The 17,072-nt window shown below is 64.9% G+C and carries 16 protein-coding genes; 6 read left to right on the top strand and 10 right to left on the bottom strand.

Annotation, left to right across the window (positions count from 1 at the left end; translation table 11 throughout):
- Positions 1 to 196 precede the first annotated feature (196 nt).
- The 10 genes from LZ012_RS16125 to LZ012_RS16080 all read right to left on the bottom strand — a co-directional run bounded on the left by LZ012_RS16125 (position 197) and on the right by LZ012_RS16080 (position 9,559).
- On the bottom strand, positions 197 to 1,510 hold the full coding sequence (locus LZ012_RS16125; protein ID WP_275711898.1) for a DUF3422 family protein: 1,314 nt from the start codon (positions 1,508 to 1,510) through the stop codon (positions 197 to 199).
- Positions 1,511 to 1,564: 54 nt separating this feature from the next.
- Positions 1,565 to 2,515 carry a LysR family transcriptional regulator gene (locus LZ012_RS16120; RefSeq protein WP_275711982.1) on the bottom strand — a complete coding sequence of 317 codons (951 nt, stop codon included), beginning with the start codon at positions 2,513 to 2,515 and terminating at the stop codon, positions 1,565 to 1,567.
- Positions 2,516 to 3,150: 635 nt separating this feature from the next.
- Positions 3,151 to 4,530, bottom strand: coding sequence for a ribulose-bisphosphate carboxylase (locus tag LZ012_RS16115; RefSeq protein ID WP_275711897.1), 1,380 nt, complete (start codon positions 4,528 to 4,530; stop codon positions 3,151 to 3,153).
- Between the two features lie 210 nt (positions 4,531 to 4,740).
- Entirely contained in the window at positions 4,741 to 5,172 is a 432-nt protein-coding gene (locus tag LZ012_RS16110) for a hypothetical protein (RefSeq protein ID WP_275711896.1), read from the bottom strand.
- A gap of 313 nt (positions 5,173 to 5,485) precedes the next feature.
- Positions 5,486 to 6,061, bottom strand: coding sequence for an acyl carrier protein phosphodiesterase (locus LZ012_RS16105; RefSeq protein ID WP_275711895.1), 576 nt, complete (start codon positions 6,059 to 6,061; stop codon positions 5,486 to 5,488).
- 7 nt (positions 6,062 to 6,068) lie between these two features.
- Positions 6,069 to 6,683 carry a trimeric intracellular cation channel family protein gene (locus LZ012_RS16100; protein ID WP_275711894.1) on the bottom strand — a complete coding sequence of 205 codons (615 nt, stop codon included), beginning with the start codon at positions 6,681 to 6,683 and terminating at the stop codon, positions 6,069 to 6,071.
- 4 nt (positions 6,684 to 6,687) lie between these two features.
- Positions 6,688 to 7,785, bottom strand: coding sequence for a Ppx/GppA phosphatase family protein (locus LZ012_RS16095; RefSeq protein ID WP_275711893.1), 1,098 nt, complete (start codon positions 7,783 to 7,785; stop codon positions 6,688 to 6,690).
- 4 nt (positions 7,786 to 7,789) lie between these two features.
- Complete coding sequence (locus tag LZ012_RS16090; RefSeq protein WP_275711892.1) at positions 7,790 to 8,365, bottom strand: DUF4337 domain-containing protein; 576 nt, start codon at positions 8,363 to 8,365, stop codon at positions 7,790 to 7,792.
- Between the two features lie 174 nt (positions 8,366 to 8,539).
- The gene (locus tag LZ012_RS16085) at positions 8,540 to 8,782 is read right to left on the bottom strand and encodes a hypothetical protein (RefSeq protein WP_275711891.1); all 243 of its coding nucleotides are present in this window, start codon (positions 8,780 to 8,782) and stop codon (positions 8,540 to 8,542) included.
- A gap of 75 nt (positions 8,783 to 8,857) precedes the next feature.
- Entirely contained in the window at positions 8,858 to 9,559 is a 702-nt protein-coding gene (locus tag LZ012_RS16080; protein WP_275711890.1) for an HAD-IA family hydrolase, read from the bottom strand.
- A gap of 220 nt (positions 9,560 to 9,779) precedes the next feature.
- On the opposite strand from LZ012_RS16080, the gene LZ012_RS16075 reads away from it, so the two are divergent.
- The 6 genes from LZ012_RS16075 (at position 9,780) to rpe (ending at position 16,831) form a co-directional block, all read left to right on the top strand.
- Positions 9,780 to 10,847: a class 1 fructose-bisphosphatase gene (locus LZ012_RS16075; protein WP_275711889.1), complete on the top strand. Its 1,068-nt coding sequence runs from the start codon at positions 9,780 to 9,782 to the stop codon at positions 10,845 to 10,847.
- Between the two features lie 81 nt (positions 10,848 to 10,928).
- Positions 10,929 to 11,801: a phosphoribulokinase gene (locus tag LZ012_RS16070; RefSeq protein ID WP_275711888.1), complete on the top strand. Its 873-nt coding sequence runs from the start codon at positions 10,929 to 10,931 to the stop codon at positions 11,799 to 11,801.
- Between the two features lie 10 nt (positions 11,802 to 11,811).
- Positions 11,812 to 13,857 (top strand): transketolase, encoded by a 2,046-nt coding sequence (tkt, locus tag LZ012_RS16065; RefSeq protein WP_275711887.1) that lies wholly within the window; start codon positions 11,812 to 11,814, stop codon positions 13,855 to 13,857.
- A 114-nt stretch (positions 13,858 to 13,971) separates the two neighbouring features.
- Complete coding sequence (gene gap / locus LZ012_RS16060; protein WP_275711886.1) at positions 13,972 to 14,991, top strand: type I glyceraldehyde-3-phosphate dehydrogenase; 1,020 nt, start codon at positions 13,972 to 13,974, stop codon at positions 14,989 to 14,991.
- 9 nt (positions 14,992 to 15,000) lie between these two features.
- On the top strand, positions 15,001 to 16,038 hold the full coding sequence (fba, locus tag LZ012_RS16055) for a class II fructose-bisphosphate aldolase (RefSeq protein WP_275711885.1): 1,038 nt from the start codon (positions 15,001 to 15,003) through the stop codon (positions 16,036 to 16,038).
- An 85-nt stretch (positions 16,039 to 16,123) separates the two neighbouring features.
- The gene (rpe, locus tag LZ012_RS16050) at positions 16,124 to 16,831 is read left to right on the top strand and encodes a ribulose-phosphate 3-epimerase (protein ID WP_275711884.1); all 708 of its coding nucleotides are present in this window, start codon (positions 16,124 to 16,126) and stop codon (positions 16,829 to 16,831) included.
- Positions 16,832 to 17,072 lie beyond the last annotated feature (241 nt).

Raw genomic sequence — 17,072 nt, 5'->3', positions numbered from 1 at the left:
CCCCGAGTTCCGCAGCCGCCCGGCCTGCCGAGTAGCGCAAGGGACCGGGCGTAGCCCGGCGCCGACCCGGGGGTCGCCTTCTTTTTGGCTACTTTTTCTTGGCGAAGCAAGAAAAAGTACGCCCGCCCTCAAGGCGGAAAGCAACGGTAGCTAATCTAGCCACCTTAGGCGCAGAAAACCGCGCCAACCCAGCGACTCAGGCCGCCTCGCCAACTTCGCGCGCCAACTTCCTCCGCATCCGCCTTGTCCCCCAAGCCACCAACCCAGCAATCACCGGAATCGAAATCGCCGTAATCACGTCGGTATTCAGGTGATGGAGTTCCTTAGTCCCCTTGGCGATGTACTGCACCAGTTGCGAGCCGTAGTAGGTCAGCACCACCACCGACAGTCCCTCGACCGCCTCTTGCAGGTGCAGTTGCAGCTTGGCGCGGCGGTTCATCTGGGCAAGCAGTTCCTGGTTCTGGCGCTCCAGCTCGATATCGACGCGGGTGCGCAGCAGCTGCGAATTCCGCGCAACGCGGGCGGAGAGTTCTTCCTGCCGGCGGCTGATCGCTTCGCAGGTGTTCATCGCCGGCAGCAGGCGGCGCTGCATGAATTCGTAGAAGGTCGGCAGGCCGGAGATGCGCGTTTCGCGCAGTTCCTCGATGCGCTGCATGACCAGCCCGTGATAGGCGCGCGAGGCACCGAAGCGGAAGGTGGTGCGGGCGACGGAGTGTTCGACGCCGGCAGCCAGTGCCGATAGTGCGGCCAGGATGTCGCGCTCGTCCTGGGCGCTGCGCGCCTGGCCGATGCGGTCCATCATCTCAGCCAGCTCCCGCTCACCGGTGTAGAGCCAGCGGCTGACTTCCTTGGCCACCGGCAGGCCGAGCAGGGCCATCAGGCGGTAGGTTTCAATCTCGACCAAGCGCTGCACGGTGCGCCCGGTCTGGCGCTGGGTCATGCCTTCGTTGAGAACGAGGAAGCGCGAGAAGCCGTTGTCGATCTTGAAATCGGTGAAAATCCAGGCTGTATCGTCGGCCACCTTGGCGGCGACCATGGTGCGGCCGTTCGGGGTCAGGCTGGCGAGGATGGAGTCGGGGCTGATTTCCTCGGTCGAACGCAGTTCGACATGGGTGGCGACGATCAGCTTGCCGGGGATGCCGGTGAACCACTCGGGCAGCACTGCATCGAAGGCGGTGACGTCGGGGTGCAGTTCCTCGCCGCTGGCCAGCGGGCGGAAGAAGGTGTAGCTGGAGAACTCGGTATGCAGCTCCCAGCGCATGCGGAAGGCGCCGGTGTCGATCATCAGGTGCGAGTCGGAACTCTCGATCGAGTTGCAGACATGACCCTGGCACAGCTTGGCCAGGTTGTCGCGGGCGGCCGGTGCTTTCTCGGCACTGTGCTTGAAGACCAGATGCGACACCAGCATGGCGCCGACCAGCGGCACCGGCGGCCGGGCGTGGAATTCGTTGTTCAGGCGCTGGCGGAGCGGATGCTCCTGCAGCTCGGAAAGCGCAAGGCGAGGATGCATGATCGGCGTCGTCGAAGTCATTGTTGCAGTGCACCAGATTGTAGCGTAACAAAATCAGCTTGCTGCACGAGCAATCAGGTGGCGGCTGAATTCCTGTTCGAGGGCGGGGGCGGATTCTTCGAGCAGGAACTGGCGGAAGCGCTGGCCGGCCGGCAGCAGGCGTTTGGCGTTCATGTTCACCACGTACCAGGTACGCTCGATGGGCGTGCCGAGCACGTCGAGGATGCTCACCTCGCCGGTCTTTAGTTCTAGCGGCAGGGTGTGCAGCGACATCAGCGCGACACCCATGCCGGCCATCACGGCCTGCTTGATCGTCTCGTTGCTGCCCATGCTGATGGTGCGGGCCGGCGTGAACAGGTGGTTCTTGAACATTTCCTCGGCCACCCGGCGGGAACCGGAGCCTTCTTCGCGGAGCAGGAAGGTTTCGTGGCGCAGCTCGTGCATGTCGAAGCGGCGGGCCTCGCGCAGCGGGTGATCGGCCGGGCCGATCAACAGGTAGGGATGGTTGGCCATCGGCTCGGCATGGGCGTCGATTTCGGTCGGGATGCGGCCCATGACGGCGAGGTCGATGGCGTTGTCCTGCAGTTTCTGGAGCAGGCTTTCGCGATTACCGACCGAGAACTGCACCTCGATGCCGGGATGCGCCTGCGAGAACTTGGCGAGCAGGCGTGGCATGAAGTACTTGGCGGTGCTGACCAGGCCGACCGACAACTGGCCGACCTCGGCGCCGAGCAGCCCCTGCAGGTTGGCCTCGGCATCCTTGATTTCGCCGAGGATGCGCAGCGCATGGTGCATCAGCAGGTCGCCGGCATCGGTCAGCGCCACGCCGCGTCCCATGCGCTCGAACAGCGGCAGGCCGACATTGTCCTCGAGCTGTTTGAGTTGCATCGACACGGCCGGTGGCGTCAGGTGCAGTTCCTCGGCAGCACGGGCGTAGCTCAGGTGGCGGGCGGCGACGACGAAGATTTGCAGCTGGCGCAGGGTCAGGGTGCGGACGAAGTTCATGTTCAAGGAGATTTGCTTTTTATGGCTGTTTGATAAGCGTTAGTTTAATGCTGGTGGTTGGTTTTTTTGTTAGCGTTGTTTTCCGCCTTGAGGGCGTCTCACTTTCTTTTGCTTCGCCAAAAGAAAGTAAGCAAAGAAAAGGCGACCCCAGGTTACGCGGTCGGCGTTGCCGACTTCCCTGCGCTACTCGAAACGCCGGGCGGCTGCGGAACTCGGGGCTGCGCCCCTCAGACAGTCCTCGCCGACTGCCCCCGGCCCTTCTCCGTTGCTCGGCGCTCCACATGGGGACCCGAAAGGCGTCGCTGCTCAAGCGGCAACATGGAATTACGGATGGTTTGCCGGGCCCCTTGAGAGGTGCCGAGCAACGCAGAAATGCCGGGAGCAGTCGGCTTGCCTTGTTTGAGCCGCAGGCGAGTTCAGGCAAGCCGCCCGGCGTTTCGAGTAGCGCAGGGAACCCCCGAAGGGGGCACCGACCCAGGGTCGCCTTCTTTTTGCTTACTTTTTCTTGGCGAAGCAAGAAAAAGTGAGACGCCCCACAAGGGCGGAACCCCACGCCAACAAAAAAGGAAATCCCCTGATCCTCAGGCCAACGGCATCTTAGGGCGGCGCCGCCGCCCCGTAAGGCTTCCCGAACCTTATGCCGCCGGCCGCAACTTATGCCGCCACCCCGGATAAAGCTTGTCCGCATCCTGCGGAAACGATTCGAACGCCCGGGCGAATTCATAGTGGTCGCGCGCCCACTCCACCGGATCGGCTCCCGCCTTCCAGCAATCGTAAGCCTGTCGCAGCGACCGTGCCCCGGCGGCCGGCGAATCGATGTGCCCGTAAGCGCCGCCGCCCGCCGTATTGACCACGTTGCCGTGACCGAGATTGTCGAAGAAGCCGGGCAGGCGCAGGGCGTTCATGCCGCCGGAGATGATCGGCGTGGTCGGCTTCATGCCGTACCACTCCTGGTGATACACCGGGCCGGTGTAGCTGTCGCGTTCGATGATATAGGCGCAGGCGCGGTCGTCCTTGTCGCCTTCCATCTTGCCGTAGCCCATGGTGCCGACGTGGATGCCGGACGCCCCCTGCAGGCGGCTCATCTTGGCCAGCACGTAGGCGGTGTAGCCGCGCTTGGCGGAGGGCGAGGTGACGGCGCCGTGGCCGGCGCGGTGGTAGTGCAGGTACTGGTTGGCGAACTGGCGCCGCGCCGTGGTGATCATGCCCGGACCGCCGACGTAGCCGTCGACCAGAAAGGCGACCTTGTCGGCATCCGGGCCGAAGGTGCGCAGGATGTATTCGCCGCGGGCGACCATCTCGTAGTGGTCGTCGGCGGTGATGTTGGCCGAGAACAGCTTGGCCTCGCCGGTTTCGTCCATGGCGCGCTTCATGGCGTCGTACACCAGCGGGATGGTCTGCTGCATCGGCGCGAAGGTCTGATTGCCCTGCGGCTCGTCGTTCTTGATGAAATCGCCGCCCAGCCAGAATTCGTAGGCGGCGCGGGCGAAGGGCTCGGGGCGCAGGCCGAGCTTGGGCTTGATGATGGTGCCGGCGATGTAGCCGCCGTCCTTCACCGGGCGGCCGAGGATGCGCCAGAGGTCGGAAATGTCCTTGGACGGGCCGTCGAACAGCTCGATGGCGCGGCGCGGCATGTAGAAATCGACCATCTTGGCGTGCTCGATGTCGCCCATGCCCTGGTTGTTGCCGATGGTCAGGGTCAGGAAGGAGACCATCATCATGCGACCGTCGATCATGTTGCGGTCGAACAGGTCGAGCGGATAGGCGATGCGCATGTCCTCGCTCGCCGGGTCGATGTAATAGACCAGGGCATCGACGCCCTTGGTGAAGTCGTCGGTAGTGCATACCTCGACGTTGGTGCCGGTCGATGATTCGGCGGCGAAGTGGGCGGCGGCTTCCAGGTAGCCGTGGCCGGCCTTGGGCTTCATCCGGTAGGCGCACAGGATGTGCTGGCCGCCGGCGATCAGGTCGGCTTCTTTAAGGCTGAGGTCGGCGTAACGGTTCGATTGGTCCATCTTGTCTCTCCTTGGTGTGGTCGGGGCGATGGACTGAATGCTAGGCGGGGCTATTGATAAATAATAGTCACGTATTTTTATCGAAATGTTCAGCCATGGCTGATGTGTTGCCGGGGGAAGGGTGGGCCGGTGCTGGCACAAACAGCACCGGCCCGAACCATGTCGCCGGGGAGAGAATCCGCCGACACGGTTGTGGAACGCGGGAAATGCTCAGGACTTCGCCTGGAGCAGGGTGTTTTCGTCGCCGTGAGCCAACTGGTGCTCGACCAGGCGGATGGCGCGCAGGATGTCGGTCTTGGCCTGGGCGGCGATGTACTGGTCGGCGATGGCGAACACCCGGCTCAGTCGGAGGCCGAGCTCCGCCGTCGAAATGCCGGTGGCGGCGACGTCGAGCAGGGGCTGTTGGATCGACTCGTAGAGGTGAATCGAGCGAATGTCCTTGTGCATGTAGGCGAGGGCCATGGCGACGTTGAACACGCCGATGATGGACGACAGGTAGTACGGGTTCGGCTGTCCTTCGCTCAGCAGCAGGCTCAGGTGGATGTGCGGCCGGAGCATGATCTGGACGAGTTCCGGTTCGGACAGGCGGATCGCCATCGGATTGATGGCGTGTTTGATGCGGGTTCGGCGGGGCTTGCTCATGGGTCTTCTTGTCGTTGGTTCGAATTCGCGCCCTCCCGCTGCCGGGGCATGCCGGGCAGAAGGTGGACAGTGAATGGATGCACTAACGCAGTGCGCGTTTGCCGATTGGCACACCAGATCGGGGCGGGGCCTGGGCGATCGGGTGAGCCTCCGGTCTCGGGCGATTGCCCTGGGAAGACGCGGAGGGCCTGCAATCGGCGCGTAGCTGCGGTGCTACGACGAGGAATAGGCAGCGTTGCCTGTGCTGGTTAGGAGCAATTTGCGCGCCATGAGACGGCGGCAAGGTCCGTGGGGTCTCAGAAAGCCGGTGCGCCTATGCCCACTGTGCCGCGAAGCGCTGTGCATCGGCGTACCACCAAGCGAAATCCTCGGCGAACCCGGCGGCGTCGGCGGTGAAGGCGTGTTCGCCGCCGGCCAGCGGATTCGGCTGGCGGGCGCGGCGCGCCATGCGCTGCAGCACGTCGGCGATGCCGGCCAGGTCGGCGTAGCTGCTCAGCCAGTCCTCGCCGGCCATCAGCGCCATGGCAGGGCGGGCCAACTCCGGGAGGTCGGTCAGGCGGGCTTCGATGTGGCGATAGACGCCGGCGCAGTAACGGTCGAGCGGCATGGGCCGCAGCTCTGCCCAGTCGCGGGCCAGCAGGTGGTCGTAGAAAATATCGACGAGAACGCCGGCGTAGCGGCGGCGGTCGGGAGCGACCCGGTTGCGGCTGTGCTGGAAGGCCGGGTGCGTCTCTGCATGGCTGTCGATGGCCCGGTGCAGCGCGACGCCGCGGGCGAGATCGGGCGGCAGCAGGCCGGGCAGCGGGCCCTTGATCCAGTCGCCGACCACGCCGCCGACGATCAGCGCCGGGTCGTCGCCGGCCAGCACGGCGTGGGCGAGGAAATTCATGGGTGGCCTACTGGCGTTCCGTGTAGGTCGGCAGGGTAATGCGGAAGGCCATGGCCAGCAGCCGGGCCAGAAGGATGACGGCCATGCCGGCCCAGGCGGCGACCACCGGTGAGACGGCAAGTTCCTGTAGGCCGATGAGGACCAGCGCGCCGGCCCAGGCCGCCGAGGCGTACAGTTCGCCGCGCACGAAGACGAGCGGTACCTCGTTGCACAGCACATCGCGCAGCACCCCGCCGACCACGCCGGTGGTGACGCCGAGCAGGCTGGCGACCAGCCACGGGGCATGCCAGTGTAGTGCGATCTGCGTGCCGGCAACGGTGAACAGCGCCAGGCCGATAGCGTCGGGGATCAGGAACAGGCGTTGCGGCAGTTTCAGGCCGCGTACCGCGAAGAAGACGACCAGGGTGGTGGCGATCGCGACCAGCAGGTAGGTCTGGTCGCTGATCCAGAACACCGTGCGGTCGAGCAGTACGTCGCGTACCGTGCCGCCGCCGAGCGCCGTGGCGGTGCCGACCATCACCGCACCGACCAGATCCATGCGCTTGCGTCCGGCATCGAGTACGCCAGTCAGCGCATTGACGGCAACAGCAACGAGGCCGATCCAGTAGAGCAGGTTGTCCATGCCTTCAGTGTGCTGCCGGCCGGGCGGCGCAGGTCGCCGGATCGCTGAAATAGGCGGCGACGCCCAGGCTGCGCAGGCGCTGCAGGTAGCAATCGTGGCGGGCTGCCCAGCGGTAGCCGCGGTCGTCGGCGAGCAGGCCGGGCAGGTTGGTGAGGTCGATTTCGGCGATGCGCAGATCGTGGCCGCCGGTGGCTTCCATCAGGCCCTCGACCAGCAGCAGGTCGGAGATCAGGTAGGCGGCATGCTTGCGCTCGCTGCCCAGGCGTTCGGCCATGGCGTCGAGGCTTAGGCCGGCATGTAGTTCCAGCGTGGCGCGCAGCATGGCCGGGGAAATCTCGGTCAGGCCGGCCGGCCGGTTGAACAGGCGGGCCACGGCCGGCGCGACGCCGCGCGTCACCGGGCGGCTGATGGCGGTCAGTGTGGCGCCTTGCGGGAGGTCGCGGACGATGCCGTGCAGGCGGTCGCGTAGTAGGGAACGGGCGGAATCCAGTTCCTGCGGCGTCATCGGCTGCAGTGCACACGGCAGTTCGGAACTGTTGCGCAGCGCCTTGCACAGCTCGCGATGCCACAGCTTCTGGCCGAACAGGGCGCCGAAGGAGTCGCGTTCGCCGGCCACCTGCAGGCTGCCGCCGCCGATATCGAGAATGTGGCTGGTCGTCAGCTTGTCGCCGAGCAGTTGGCGGGCGCCCTGGTAGCCGTAGGCGCCTTCCTGGCGCTGCGGAATGACCAGCACGGCGACGCCACTGTCAGCACGGATGGCAGCCAGGTCGTCGGCCAGTTTCTGTCGGTCTTCCTTTGCCGCGATGCGCCAGGCAGAAAAGCCGCCGCCAAGTCGGGGGCAGTCCTGGTCGAAGCTGCCCTGGGCCGGCAGGTTGCGTAGCGCGGCGATGGTCGGCGGCAGGGTTTCGGCCAGCCCGCGGCCGGCCGACAGCGGGGCGAGGTAGTCGATATCCGCCCGCATCACCTCGGTACGACCGGATTCCCCAGCACGGATGCCGGATGAACCCATGTCGAAGGCGATGCGGCAAGGCTCGCCGGCGAGGGCGACGGCGGCCAGCAGGCAGCCGGCCAGTCCGGCCAGCAGGTGGGCGAAATGCCTCACCCGGTCAGAGGTGCAGGTAGCCCATGACGCCGGCGACCAGGCCGAGGGCCGAGGCGCCGTAGACGCCGACCAGCATCCAGCGCTTGCGGGTGAGCAGCGTGATGGCGGACAGCGCGATGGCGATCTGGATCAGCGTGGTGGCCAACGCCCAGCGTTCATGAACGTGCATTTCCTTATTGCTGTGCTCGTCGGAGGCCTTGGCTTCGGCTTCCAGCTTGTCGGCTTCGACCTTGATTTCTTCCTTTTCCTTCTTGTAGCGCTCGATGGCGGCCTGGAATTTCTGCTGAGCTTCGCCGGTGGTCAGCGTCACCGACAGTTCGGCCAGGTTCTGTTTGTTGCTCTTCGCCTGGTAGTAGTTCCACTGGTTGGAAGCGGCCGTCTTCTGGATCGCGGCATCGTTCTTGTAGAGCAGCGCGGCGTTCTGCGAATGGCCTCCCATGTAACCGAAGATGGCGCCGATGGTGGACAGTACGGCGGTCAGTACCGCGATGCGCGACGTGAAATTGTCGCCGCCATGCTGGGCGACATGCTCGACCTCATGGTCGTGCGGGCCATGAACGTGAAAACCGTGACCGGACATTGGGGTTCCTTCTTTAAGGCAATTTTTGTGGAGAGAGGATTTTATATTGGGATTTGGACGCTGCCGGACGACTTGCGTCCGCAGTTATCTGCGGCAGCCTACAATTCCATAGAGGCTGAACTGTAATGCTATTAAAAATGGCCGCCCAGAATTGAGTGCAACTTGAGCGAATTGCTAGCTTGATTTGCCACCAAAATAGGCCAAAACCGCAATGATCGCTGAGATGCCGGCAACGGCTGCGGCCAGCCAAGCGGCTCGGGCCGAAGATTTTGCTGCCGACGTAAGGACGGCATTCCGTCTCTGTTCTAGCAGGTGGAGTGCGACCCACTTGCGTTGGGATGAGTCTTTCTCGGTTACGAAATCGTAAAGCTCTCGATCCGACAGCTCTTGAAGTTGAGCATATTCGTCCTGCTCCATAAAACACCTAGCCTCATGGTTGCAAATGTCGATTGCATTTTAGGTGTTTTAGCCGAAGGTTGTGCTCGCAATCCGCTATTGCAGCAAGTGGGAGAGGGAGATATTGCTCAGGCTGGCCGCGACTGCCGCCGCCCCCAAAAAATCCTGCCCTCGCGTGTATTCGCCGACCGTGACTAGGCACGGAAGTCCGGCGCCTTGCGCCGCACGCAGGCCATTTTCCGAATCCTCGATGGCCAGGCATGCGCTGGCGGGTAGGGTGAGGCGTTCAAGTACCCAGTGGTAAATGTCGGGAGCGGGTTTCTTGGCGGCGACCACGTCGCCGGCGCCGATGACTTCGAACCATGCGCTGGAGCCGGGGGCCAGGCTGGCGTCGAGCAGGGCGGTGACATTTTCCGGCGAGGTGGTGGTGGCGATGGCCAGGCGGATGCCGGCGGCGCGGGCTGCGGCGATCAGCTCGGCGACGCCGGGGCGCAGGCTGAGGCGACCCTCGCCAACGAGGCGGACGTAATGGGCGGTCTTGGCGGCGTGCAGTTGCCTGATCAGCGTGTCGATATCTGGACGGGCGGCGATTTCCGGGGCGTAGCGCTCGGCGTAATGGCGCATGCGCTCCTTGCCGCCAGTGATGGCGAGCAGTTCGCCATACAGCCTTTCATCCCAATACCAGTTCAGTCCGTGCTCGGCGAAGGCGGCATTGAAGGCAGGGCGATGGCCGTCGCGCTCGGTTTCGGAGAGGGTGCCATCGACGTCGAAGATCAGGGCTTGCAGGGGTGTGTTCATGGCGGGAAAGGTAATCCGCCGCTGCCGCGCCGGCCAGTCAGGAATAGTGAAGACCGACTTCAGCGTCCGTTATCGAGTCGGAGTTTTGGGGCGCCTGGGACGACGATTTGAAGGTAAGTGTTGCCTTACTGTGCCATTAAAAAAATCTGACTGTTACTTAATTAACGGGTCACTTATCGTGGCTACCAATGCGGTAACACAAGAATGATTGGAGACAACCATGCAATTCGGTCGCACTACCCTCTCGAAGTTCGTCATCGAACACACCCGCGCCAGCCATGGCGAACTGGGCGCCTTGCTCATCGACGTCGCCGCCGCCGTCAAGACCATCTCGGCCATGGTCGCCAAGGGGGCGCTCGGCGGCAGCCTCGGCGCACTGGACAGCACCAACGTCCAGGGCGAGGTGCAGAAGAAGCTGGATGTCCTGACCAACGAGGCCATCCTGCACCACTGCGAGTGGGGGGGGCAACTGGCCGGCATGGCGTCCGAGGAAATGGACGATCCGTATCCGATTCCGGCCGAATATCCGCGCGGCCGTTACCTGCTGGTCTTCGATCCGCTCGACGGTTCGTCGAACAGCGACGTCAATGTCTCGGTCGGCACCATCTTCTCCATCTTCGCGCGGTCGACGGCCGGCGACGCGGCGCTTGGCGACTACCTGCGCCCGGGCTGCGAACAGGTCGCTGCCGGCTACGCCATCTACGGCCCGTCGACCATGATGGTGCTGACCCTGGGCAACGGCACGCACGGCTTCACGCTCGATCGCGAGAGCGGCAATTTCATCCTCACCCACGCCAATATCCGCGTGCCGGAAGACACCCGCGAATTCGCCATCAACACCTCCAACGAGCGCTTCTGGGAGCCGCCGGTGCAGCGCTACGTGGCCGAATGCAAGGCCGGCAAGTCGGGCGTGCGCGGCGAGGATTTCAATACCCGCTGGATCGCCTCGATGGTCGCCGAGGTGCATCGCATCCTGATCCGCGGCGGCATCTTCATGTACCCCAAGGACAACAAGGACCCGAAGAAGCCCGGTCGCCTACGCCTGCTCTACGAAGCCAATCCGATGGCCATGCTGATCGAGCAGGCCGGCGGCGCGGCGAGCACCGGCCGCCAGCGCATCCTCGAGGTGGCGCCGGACAGCCTGCACCAGCGCGTGCCGGTCATCCTCGGCTCGAAGAACGAGGTCGAGCGCGTCGAGCGTTACCACCAGGAATACGACACCGGTGCCGACCGGCCCTTCGTCTCTCCGCTGTTTTCAGAACGATCCCTGTTTCGCGACAACGCTTGAGGCAGCCTTTGGGAATGCCGGCGTAGCGCCCCTTGGTGGCGGCTTTGCCGGGCACAGAATTCACATCCGCAGGAGACATCCATGTCCGTCAAACACCCCATCATCGCCATCACCGGCTCGTCCGGGGCCGGCACCAGCACGGTGATGCAGAGCTTCCAGCACATCTTCCGGCGCGAAGGGCTGAAAGCGCAGATCGTCGAGGGCGATTCCTTCCACCGCTACGACCGGCTGAGCATGCGGGCCGAGATGAAGGCGCAGGAAGCGCTCGGCAACCTGAACTTCAGCCACTTCGGCCCGGAAGCCAACCTGCTGGGCGAACTGGAGCAACTGTTCGTCGATTACGGCAGCAGCGGTAGCGGCAAGGTGCGCAAGTACCTGCACGATGCCGGTGAGGCTGAGCCGTGGAAACAGGAGCCGGGCACCTTTACGCCGTGGCAGGACATTCCCGACGGCACCGACCTGATGTTCTACGAGGGCCTGCATGGGGCATGGGCCGGCGAAGGCATCAATATCGCCAAGCAGGTCGACCTCTGCGTCGGCGTCGTGCCGACCATCAACCTCGAGTGGATACAGAAGCTGCACCGCGACCAGAAGATGCGCGGCTACTCGCAGGAGGCGGTGACGGACACCATCCTGCGCCGCATGCCGGACTACGTCAGCCACCTCTGTCCGCAGTTCGGCCGTACCCACGTCAATTTCCAGCGCGTGCCCATCGTCGATACCTCCAACCCCTTCATCGCCCGCGACATTCCGACGGCCGACGAAAGCATGGTCGTCATCCGCTTCGCCAACCCCAAGGGCATCGACTTCCAGTACCTGCTCTCCATCCTGCACGGTTCCATGATGACCCGCCCGAACACCCTGGTCGTGCCCGGCGGCAAGATGGGCCTGGCCATGCAGATGATTTTCACCCCCATGGTCCTCCGCCTGATGGACCAGAAGCGCCGCGCCTGAGGAGAACGCCATGGAACGCGACAAGACCGAAATCACCTTCCGCCGCGAACTGGCCAATGCCGTCCGCTTCCTCGCCATTGACGCCGTCGAGAAGGCCAGGTCCGGCCATCCCGGCGCGCCGATGGGGATGGCCGACATCGCCGAAGTGCTGTGGCGCGACCACCTCAAGCACAACCCGACCAACCCGAAGTGGCCGGACCGCGACCGCTTCGTGCTGTCCAACGGCCACGGCTCGATGCTGCTCTACGCGCTGCTCCACCTGACCGGCTACGACCTGCCGCTGGAGCAGTTGCAGAACTTCCGCCAACTCGGCAGCAAGACCGCCGGGCATCCGGAAGTCGGCCACACGCCGGGCGTCGAGACGACCACCGGGCCGCTCGGCCAGGGGCTGACCAACGCCGTCGGCATGGCGTTGGCCGAGAAGCTGCTGGCCCAGCGCTACAACCGGCCGGAGTGCGACATCGTCGATCACCGCACCTGGGCCTTCCTCGGTGATGGCTGCCTAATGGAAGGCATCAGCCACGAAGCCTGCTCGCTGGCCGGCGTCTGGGGGCTGGACAAGCTGGTCGCCTTCTATGACGACAACGGCATCTCCATCGACGGCCATGTCGAGGGCTGGTTCCGTGACGACACCCCTGCCCGCTTCCGCGCCTACGGCTGGCATGTCGTCGGTCCGGTGGACGGCCACGATGCTGCCGCGCTGGGCGCCGCCATCGTCGAGGCCAAGGCCGCCGGCAAGCCGACGCTGATCGTCTGCCGCACGCAGATCGGCTGGGGGGCGCCGAACAAGGTCGGCAGCCACGACGTGCACGGCGCGCCGCTCGGTGCCGATGAAGTGGCCGCCACCCGCGCCGCGCTGAACTGGCCGCATGCTCCGTTCGAAGTGCCGGACGCCCTGCGTGAAGCCTGGGATGCCCGGCTGTCGGGCGCTGCCGCCGAAGCCGAATGGCAGGTTAAGTTCGTCGCCTACCGCCGCCAGTACCCGGACCTGGCGGCCGAATTCGAGCGCACCCAGGCCGGCGGCCTGCCGGAAAACTGGCCGGAAATCCGCAAGTCGCTGCTCGCCGTGGCCGGCGCCAAGGATGGCGCGGTCGCCACCCGCAAGTCGTCGCAGAACAGCCTCGATTTCCTGGTCGACCGCGTGCCGGAACTGCTTGGTGGTTCGGCCGACCTGACCGGCTCCAACCTGACCGCTGGCAAGGGCAGCCGCGCTCTGCACGCAGCGGCCGAAGGCGAGGTTCCCAACTACATTTCCTACGGCGTGCGCGAATTCGGCATGACGGCGATCATGAACGGCGTCGCGTTGCACGGCGGCCTGATTCCCTACGGCGGCACCTTCGCGGTGTTCTCCGACTATGCCCGCAACGCCATCCGGATGAGCGCGCTGATGAAACAGCGCGTCGTCCATGTCCTGACCCACGATTCCATCGGCCTCGGCGAAGACGGGCCGACCCACCAGCCGATCGAACATGCTGCGAGCCTGCGCGTCATTCCCGGACTCGATGTCTGGCGCCCCTGCGATGAGCTGGAAACGGCCATCGCGTGGAGCGAAGCGCTGGAACGCCGCGACGGACCTTCCGCCCTGCTCTTGTCGCGCCAGAACCTCCCTCAGTATGGTGGCGAAGCCAGCCGGGCGGAAGGTGCCAGCCGGGGCAGCTACGTGCTGGCCGAGGCCGACGGCCCGGCGCAGGCGGTGATTATCGCCACCGGTTCGGAAGTGATGCTGGCCATGCAGGCGCAGACTGCACTCAAGGCGCAGGGCGTCGCCGTGCGCGTGGTGTCGATGCCCTGCACGCGGCGCTTCGACCGCCAGCCGGCGAGCTGGAAAAACGCCGTGCTGCCGCCGGAAATCGCCCGCGTCGCGGTCGAGGCCGGGCAGACCGACATCTGGCGCAAGTACGTCGGGCTCGATGGCGAAGTGCTCGGCATCGACGAGTTCGGCGAATCCGGCCCCGCCCCGGCGCTTTACCAGCACTTCGGCCTGACCGCCGACAACCTGGTGCAGACCGTGCTGCGCGCCGTCGTGCGGGCCGGAGGCGCCGATGGCGACTTCTAGCGCCTGATCCACGCCGGCTTCCGCCGGGCCTTCCCTATACCTATGCCAACGCGCCCTGTTCCGGGTGCGCGGGGGCGGTTTTGCCCAGAATTCACATCATCAAGGAGACACACCATGCCCATTCGGGTTGCCATCAACGGCTTCGGCCGCATCGGGCGCATGGCCTTCCGGGCCATCGCCGAACAGGCGGAATTCGCCGATCTCGAAGTGGTCGCCATCAACGACCTGCTCGAGCCGGAGTACCTCGCCTACATGCTCAAGCACGACTCGGTGCACGGAAAGTTCGCCGGCGACATCGTGGTCGACGGCGACAAGCTGATCGTCGATGGCCGCCGTATCCGGCTGAGCGCCGTCAAGAATCCGGCCGAGCTGAACTGGGCCGGCGTGCGCGCCGACGTGGTGATCGAGGCGACCGGCCTGTTCCTGACCGAGCACAGCTGCCGCCAGCACCTCGAAGCGGGGGCGCAGAAGGTGGTGCAGTCGGCGCCGGCCAAGGACGAAACGCCGATGTTCGTCTATGGCGTCAATCACGACTGCTATGCCGGCGAGGCCATCGTCTCGGCGGCGTCGTGCACGACCAACGGCCTGGCGCCGGTCGCCAAGGTGCTACATGAAAAATTTGGCATCAAGCGCGGCCTGATGAGCACGGTGCATGCCGCCACCGCCACGCAGAAGACGGTGGATGGCCCGTCCGGCAAGGACTGGCGCGGCGGGCGCGGCATTCTGGAGAACATCATCCCGTCCTCGACCGGGGCCGCCAAGGCGGTCGGCAAGGTGATCCCGGCGCTGAACACCAAGCTGACCGGCATGGCCTTCCGGGTGCCGACTTCCGACGTCTCGGTGGTCGACCTGACCGTCGAGCTGGAGCGCGCGGCGAGCTACGAAGTCATCTGTGCCGCCATGCAGGCCGCTTCCGAATCCGGCCCGCTCAAGGGGGTGCTCGGCTATACCCGCGACAAGGTGGTGTCCACCGACTTCCGCGGCTGCGGCCTGCCCTCGGTGTTCGACGCCGACGCCGGCATTGCCCTCGACCCCCATTTCGTCAAGGTGGTTGCCTGGTACGACAACGAATACGGCTATACCTGCAACCTCTTACGTTTGGTGCGCCACGTCACCCAAACGCGTCTGCACTGAGGAGACAACATGGCTCTCATTTCATTGCGCCAACTGCTCGACCACGCCGCCGAGCACCGCTACGGCTTGCCGGCCTTCAACGTCAATAACCTGGAGCAGATACAGGCCATCATGCAGGCGGCCGAAGCCTGCGACAGCCCGGTCATCCTGCAGGCGTCGGCCGGCGCCCGCAAGTACGCCGGCGAGCCTTTCCTCAGGAAGCTGGTCGAGGCGGCCATCGAGCAGTACCCGGACATCCCGGTCTGCCTGCACCAGGACCACGGTACGTCGCCCGCTGTCTGCCAGCAGTCGATGCGCAGCGGCTTCTCGAGCGTGATGATGGATGGCTCGCTGTGTCCGGACGGCAAGACGCCGAGCACCTATGCCTACAACGTCATGGTCACCGCCCGCGTCGTCGACATGGCGCACGCCATCGGCGTCTCGGTCGAGGGCGAACTGGGCTGCCTCGGCTCGCTGGAAACCGGCGAGGCCGGCGAGGAGGATGGCATCGGCGCCGCCGGCAAGCTCGATCATGCGCAACTGCTCACCGATCCCGCCGAGGCCGCCGACTTCGTCGCTAAGACCGGCGTCGATGCGCTGGCCATCGCCATCGGCACCAGCCACGGTGCCTACAAGTTCACCCGGCCGCCGACCGGCGAAATCCTCGCCATCGACCGCATCAAGGCCATCCATGCGCGCATTCCGAACACCCACCTGGTCATGCACGGTTCGAGCAGCGTGCCGCAGGAATGGCTGGCGACCATCCGCCAGTACGGCGGGACGATACGGGAAACCTACGGCGTGCCGGTCGAGGAAATCGTCGAGGGCATCCGCCACGGCGTGCGCAAGGTCAATATCGACACCGATATCCGCCTCGCCATGACCGGCGCCATGCGCAAGGCGATGGCCGAGAAACCGGAAGAGTTCGACCCGCGCGCCTTCCTCAAGGCAGCGGTGGTGGCGGCGCGCGACCTCTGTCGCCAGCGCTTCGAGGCCTTCGGCAGCGCCGGGCAGGCCGGGCGCATCAAGCCGCTGCCGCTGGAAAAAATGCTCGCCCGCTACCGCTGAGGTCGTTCGGCAAACCAGTTTCACTCTGCTGTACTTTGCGTCTTGCGGCCCCGCAGTCTGGAGCCGCCTTTTTTTGGAGGCATTCATGCGCCAAGCCGACTACGTCATCGCCCCGAGCATCCTGTCCGCCAACTTCGCCAAGCTGGGTGAGGAGGTGGCCAACGTCATCGCAGCCGGCGCTGACTGGATCCATTTCGACGTGATGGACAACCACTACGTCCCCAACCTGACCATCGGGCCGCTGGTTTGTGAAGCGATCCGCCCGTGCACGACCGCGCCGATCGACGTGCATTTGATGGTCAAGCCGGTGGATCGCATCATTCCCGACTTCATCAAGGCCGGCGCCAACATCCTCACCTTCCACCCGGAAGCCTCCGAACACATCGACCGCAGCCTAGCCCTGATCCGCGACGGCGGTTGCCAGTCCGGCCTGGTCTTCAATCCGGCGACGCCGCTCGACTACCTCGACTACGTGCTCGACAAAATCGACGTCGTGCTGCTGATGAGCGTCAACCCCGGCTTCGGCGGCCAGAAGTTCATCCCCGGCACCCTGGCCAAGGCCAGGCAGGCACGCGCTAGGCTCGACGCCTACGAACGCGAAACCGGCCGGCGCATCCGGCTGGAGATCGACGGCGGCGTGAACACCGCCAACATCGCCGAAATCGCCCGCGCCGGCGTCGATGCCTTCGTTGCCGGTTCGGCTGTCTATGGCGCCGGCAAGGACAGCGATCCGCACCGCTACGATTCGATCATTGCGGCGCTGCGCGCCGAGTTGCGGGCGGTTGGTCGTTAGTTGTTGGGCCTCTCAACCTCCGTGGTTGCCGGCAAGCAGTAGCGACCTGCCCGTCATTTTGACTTCCAGCAAGGATTTTCGGGGGTGAAATGACGCATGATTTTCGTGGACTGCGACTGGCTGCGGAATTCCGGCATTTCGTCTGGCGCTGAAAACCCTACAGGGATATTTCGGAACAGTGTAGAGTGTTGAGCTGTTTGCAGTCTGGAAGGGGCAATCGGGGGGATTGTCCCGGCTGGTA

Origin of the sequence: Dechloromonas hankyongensis (assembly GCF_022012295.1) — a bacterium.
Lineage (GTDB): Bacteria > Pseudomonadota > Gammaproteobacteria > Burkholderiales > Rhodocyclaceae > Azonexus > Azonexus hankyongensis.
The sequence above is the reverse complement of the archived record's forward strand: the minus strand, read 5'-3'. Positions and strand labels throughout refer to the sequence as shown.

Coding starts and splice junctions, on each gene's coding strand:
- LZ012_RS16120 (WP_275711982.1), bottom strand. CDS start 2,515: ATGAACTTCGTCCGCACCCTGACCCTGCGCCAGCTGCAAATCTTCGTC.
- LZ012_RS16085 (WP_275711891.1), bottom strand. CDS start 8,782: ATGGAGCAGGACGAATATGCTCAACTTCAAGAGCTGTCGGATCGAGAG.
- gap (WP_275711886.1), top strand. CDS start 13,972: ATGCCCATTCGGGTTGCCATCAACGGCTTCGGCCGCATCGGGCGCATG.
- rpe (WP_275711884.1), top strand. CDS start 16,124: ATGCGCCAAGCCGACTACGTCATCGCCCCGAGCATCCTGTCCGCCAAC.
- LZ012_RS16080 (WP_275711890.1), bottom strand. CDS start 9,559: ATGAACACACCCCTGCAAGCCCTGATCTTCGACGTCGATGGCACCCTC.
- LZ012_RS16090 (WP_275711892.1), bottom strand. CDS start 8,365: ATGTCCGGTCACGGTTTTCACGTTCATGGCCCGCACGACCATGAGGTC.
- LZ012_RS16105 (WP_275711895.1), bottom strand. CDS start 6,061: ATGAATTTCCTCGCCCACGCCGTGCTGGCCGGCGACGACCCGGCGCTG.
- LZ012_RS16070 (WP_275711888.1), top strand. CDS start 10,929: ATGTCCGTCAAACACCCCATCATCGCCATCACCGGCTCGTCCGGGGCC.
- tkt (WP_275711887.1), top strand. CDS start 11,812: ATGGAACGCGACAAGACCGAAATCACCTTCCGCCGCGAACTGGCCAAT.
- fba (WP_275711885.1), top strand. CDS start 15,001: ATGGCTCTCATTTCATTGCGCCAACTGCTCGACCACGCCGCCGAGCAC.
- LZ012_RS16115 (WP_275711897.1), bottom strand. CDS start 4,530: ATGGACCAATCGAACCGTTACGCCGACCTCAGCCTTAAAGAAGCCGAC.
- LZ012_RS16110 (WP_275711896.1), bottom strand. CDS start 5,172: ATGAGCAAGCCCCGCCGAACCCGCATCAAACACGCCATCAATCCGATG.
- LZ012_RS16100 (WP_275711894.1), bottom strand. CDS start 6,683: ATGGACAACCTGCTCTACTGGATCGGCCTCGTTGCTGTTGCCGTCAAT.
- LZ012_RS16075 (WP_275711889.1), top strand. CDS start 9,780: ATGCAATTCGGTCGCACTACCCTCTCGAAGTTCGTCATCGAACACACC.
- LZ012_RS16125 (WP_275711898.1), bottom strand. CDS start 1,510: ATGCATCCTCGCCTTGCGCTTTCCGAGCTGCAGGAGCATCCGCTCCGC.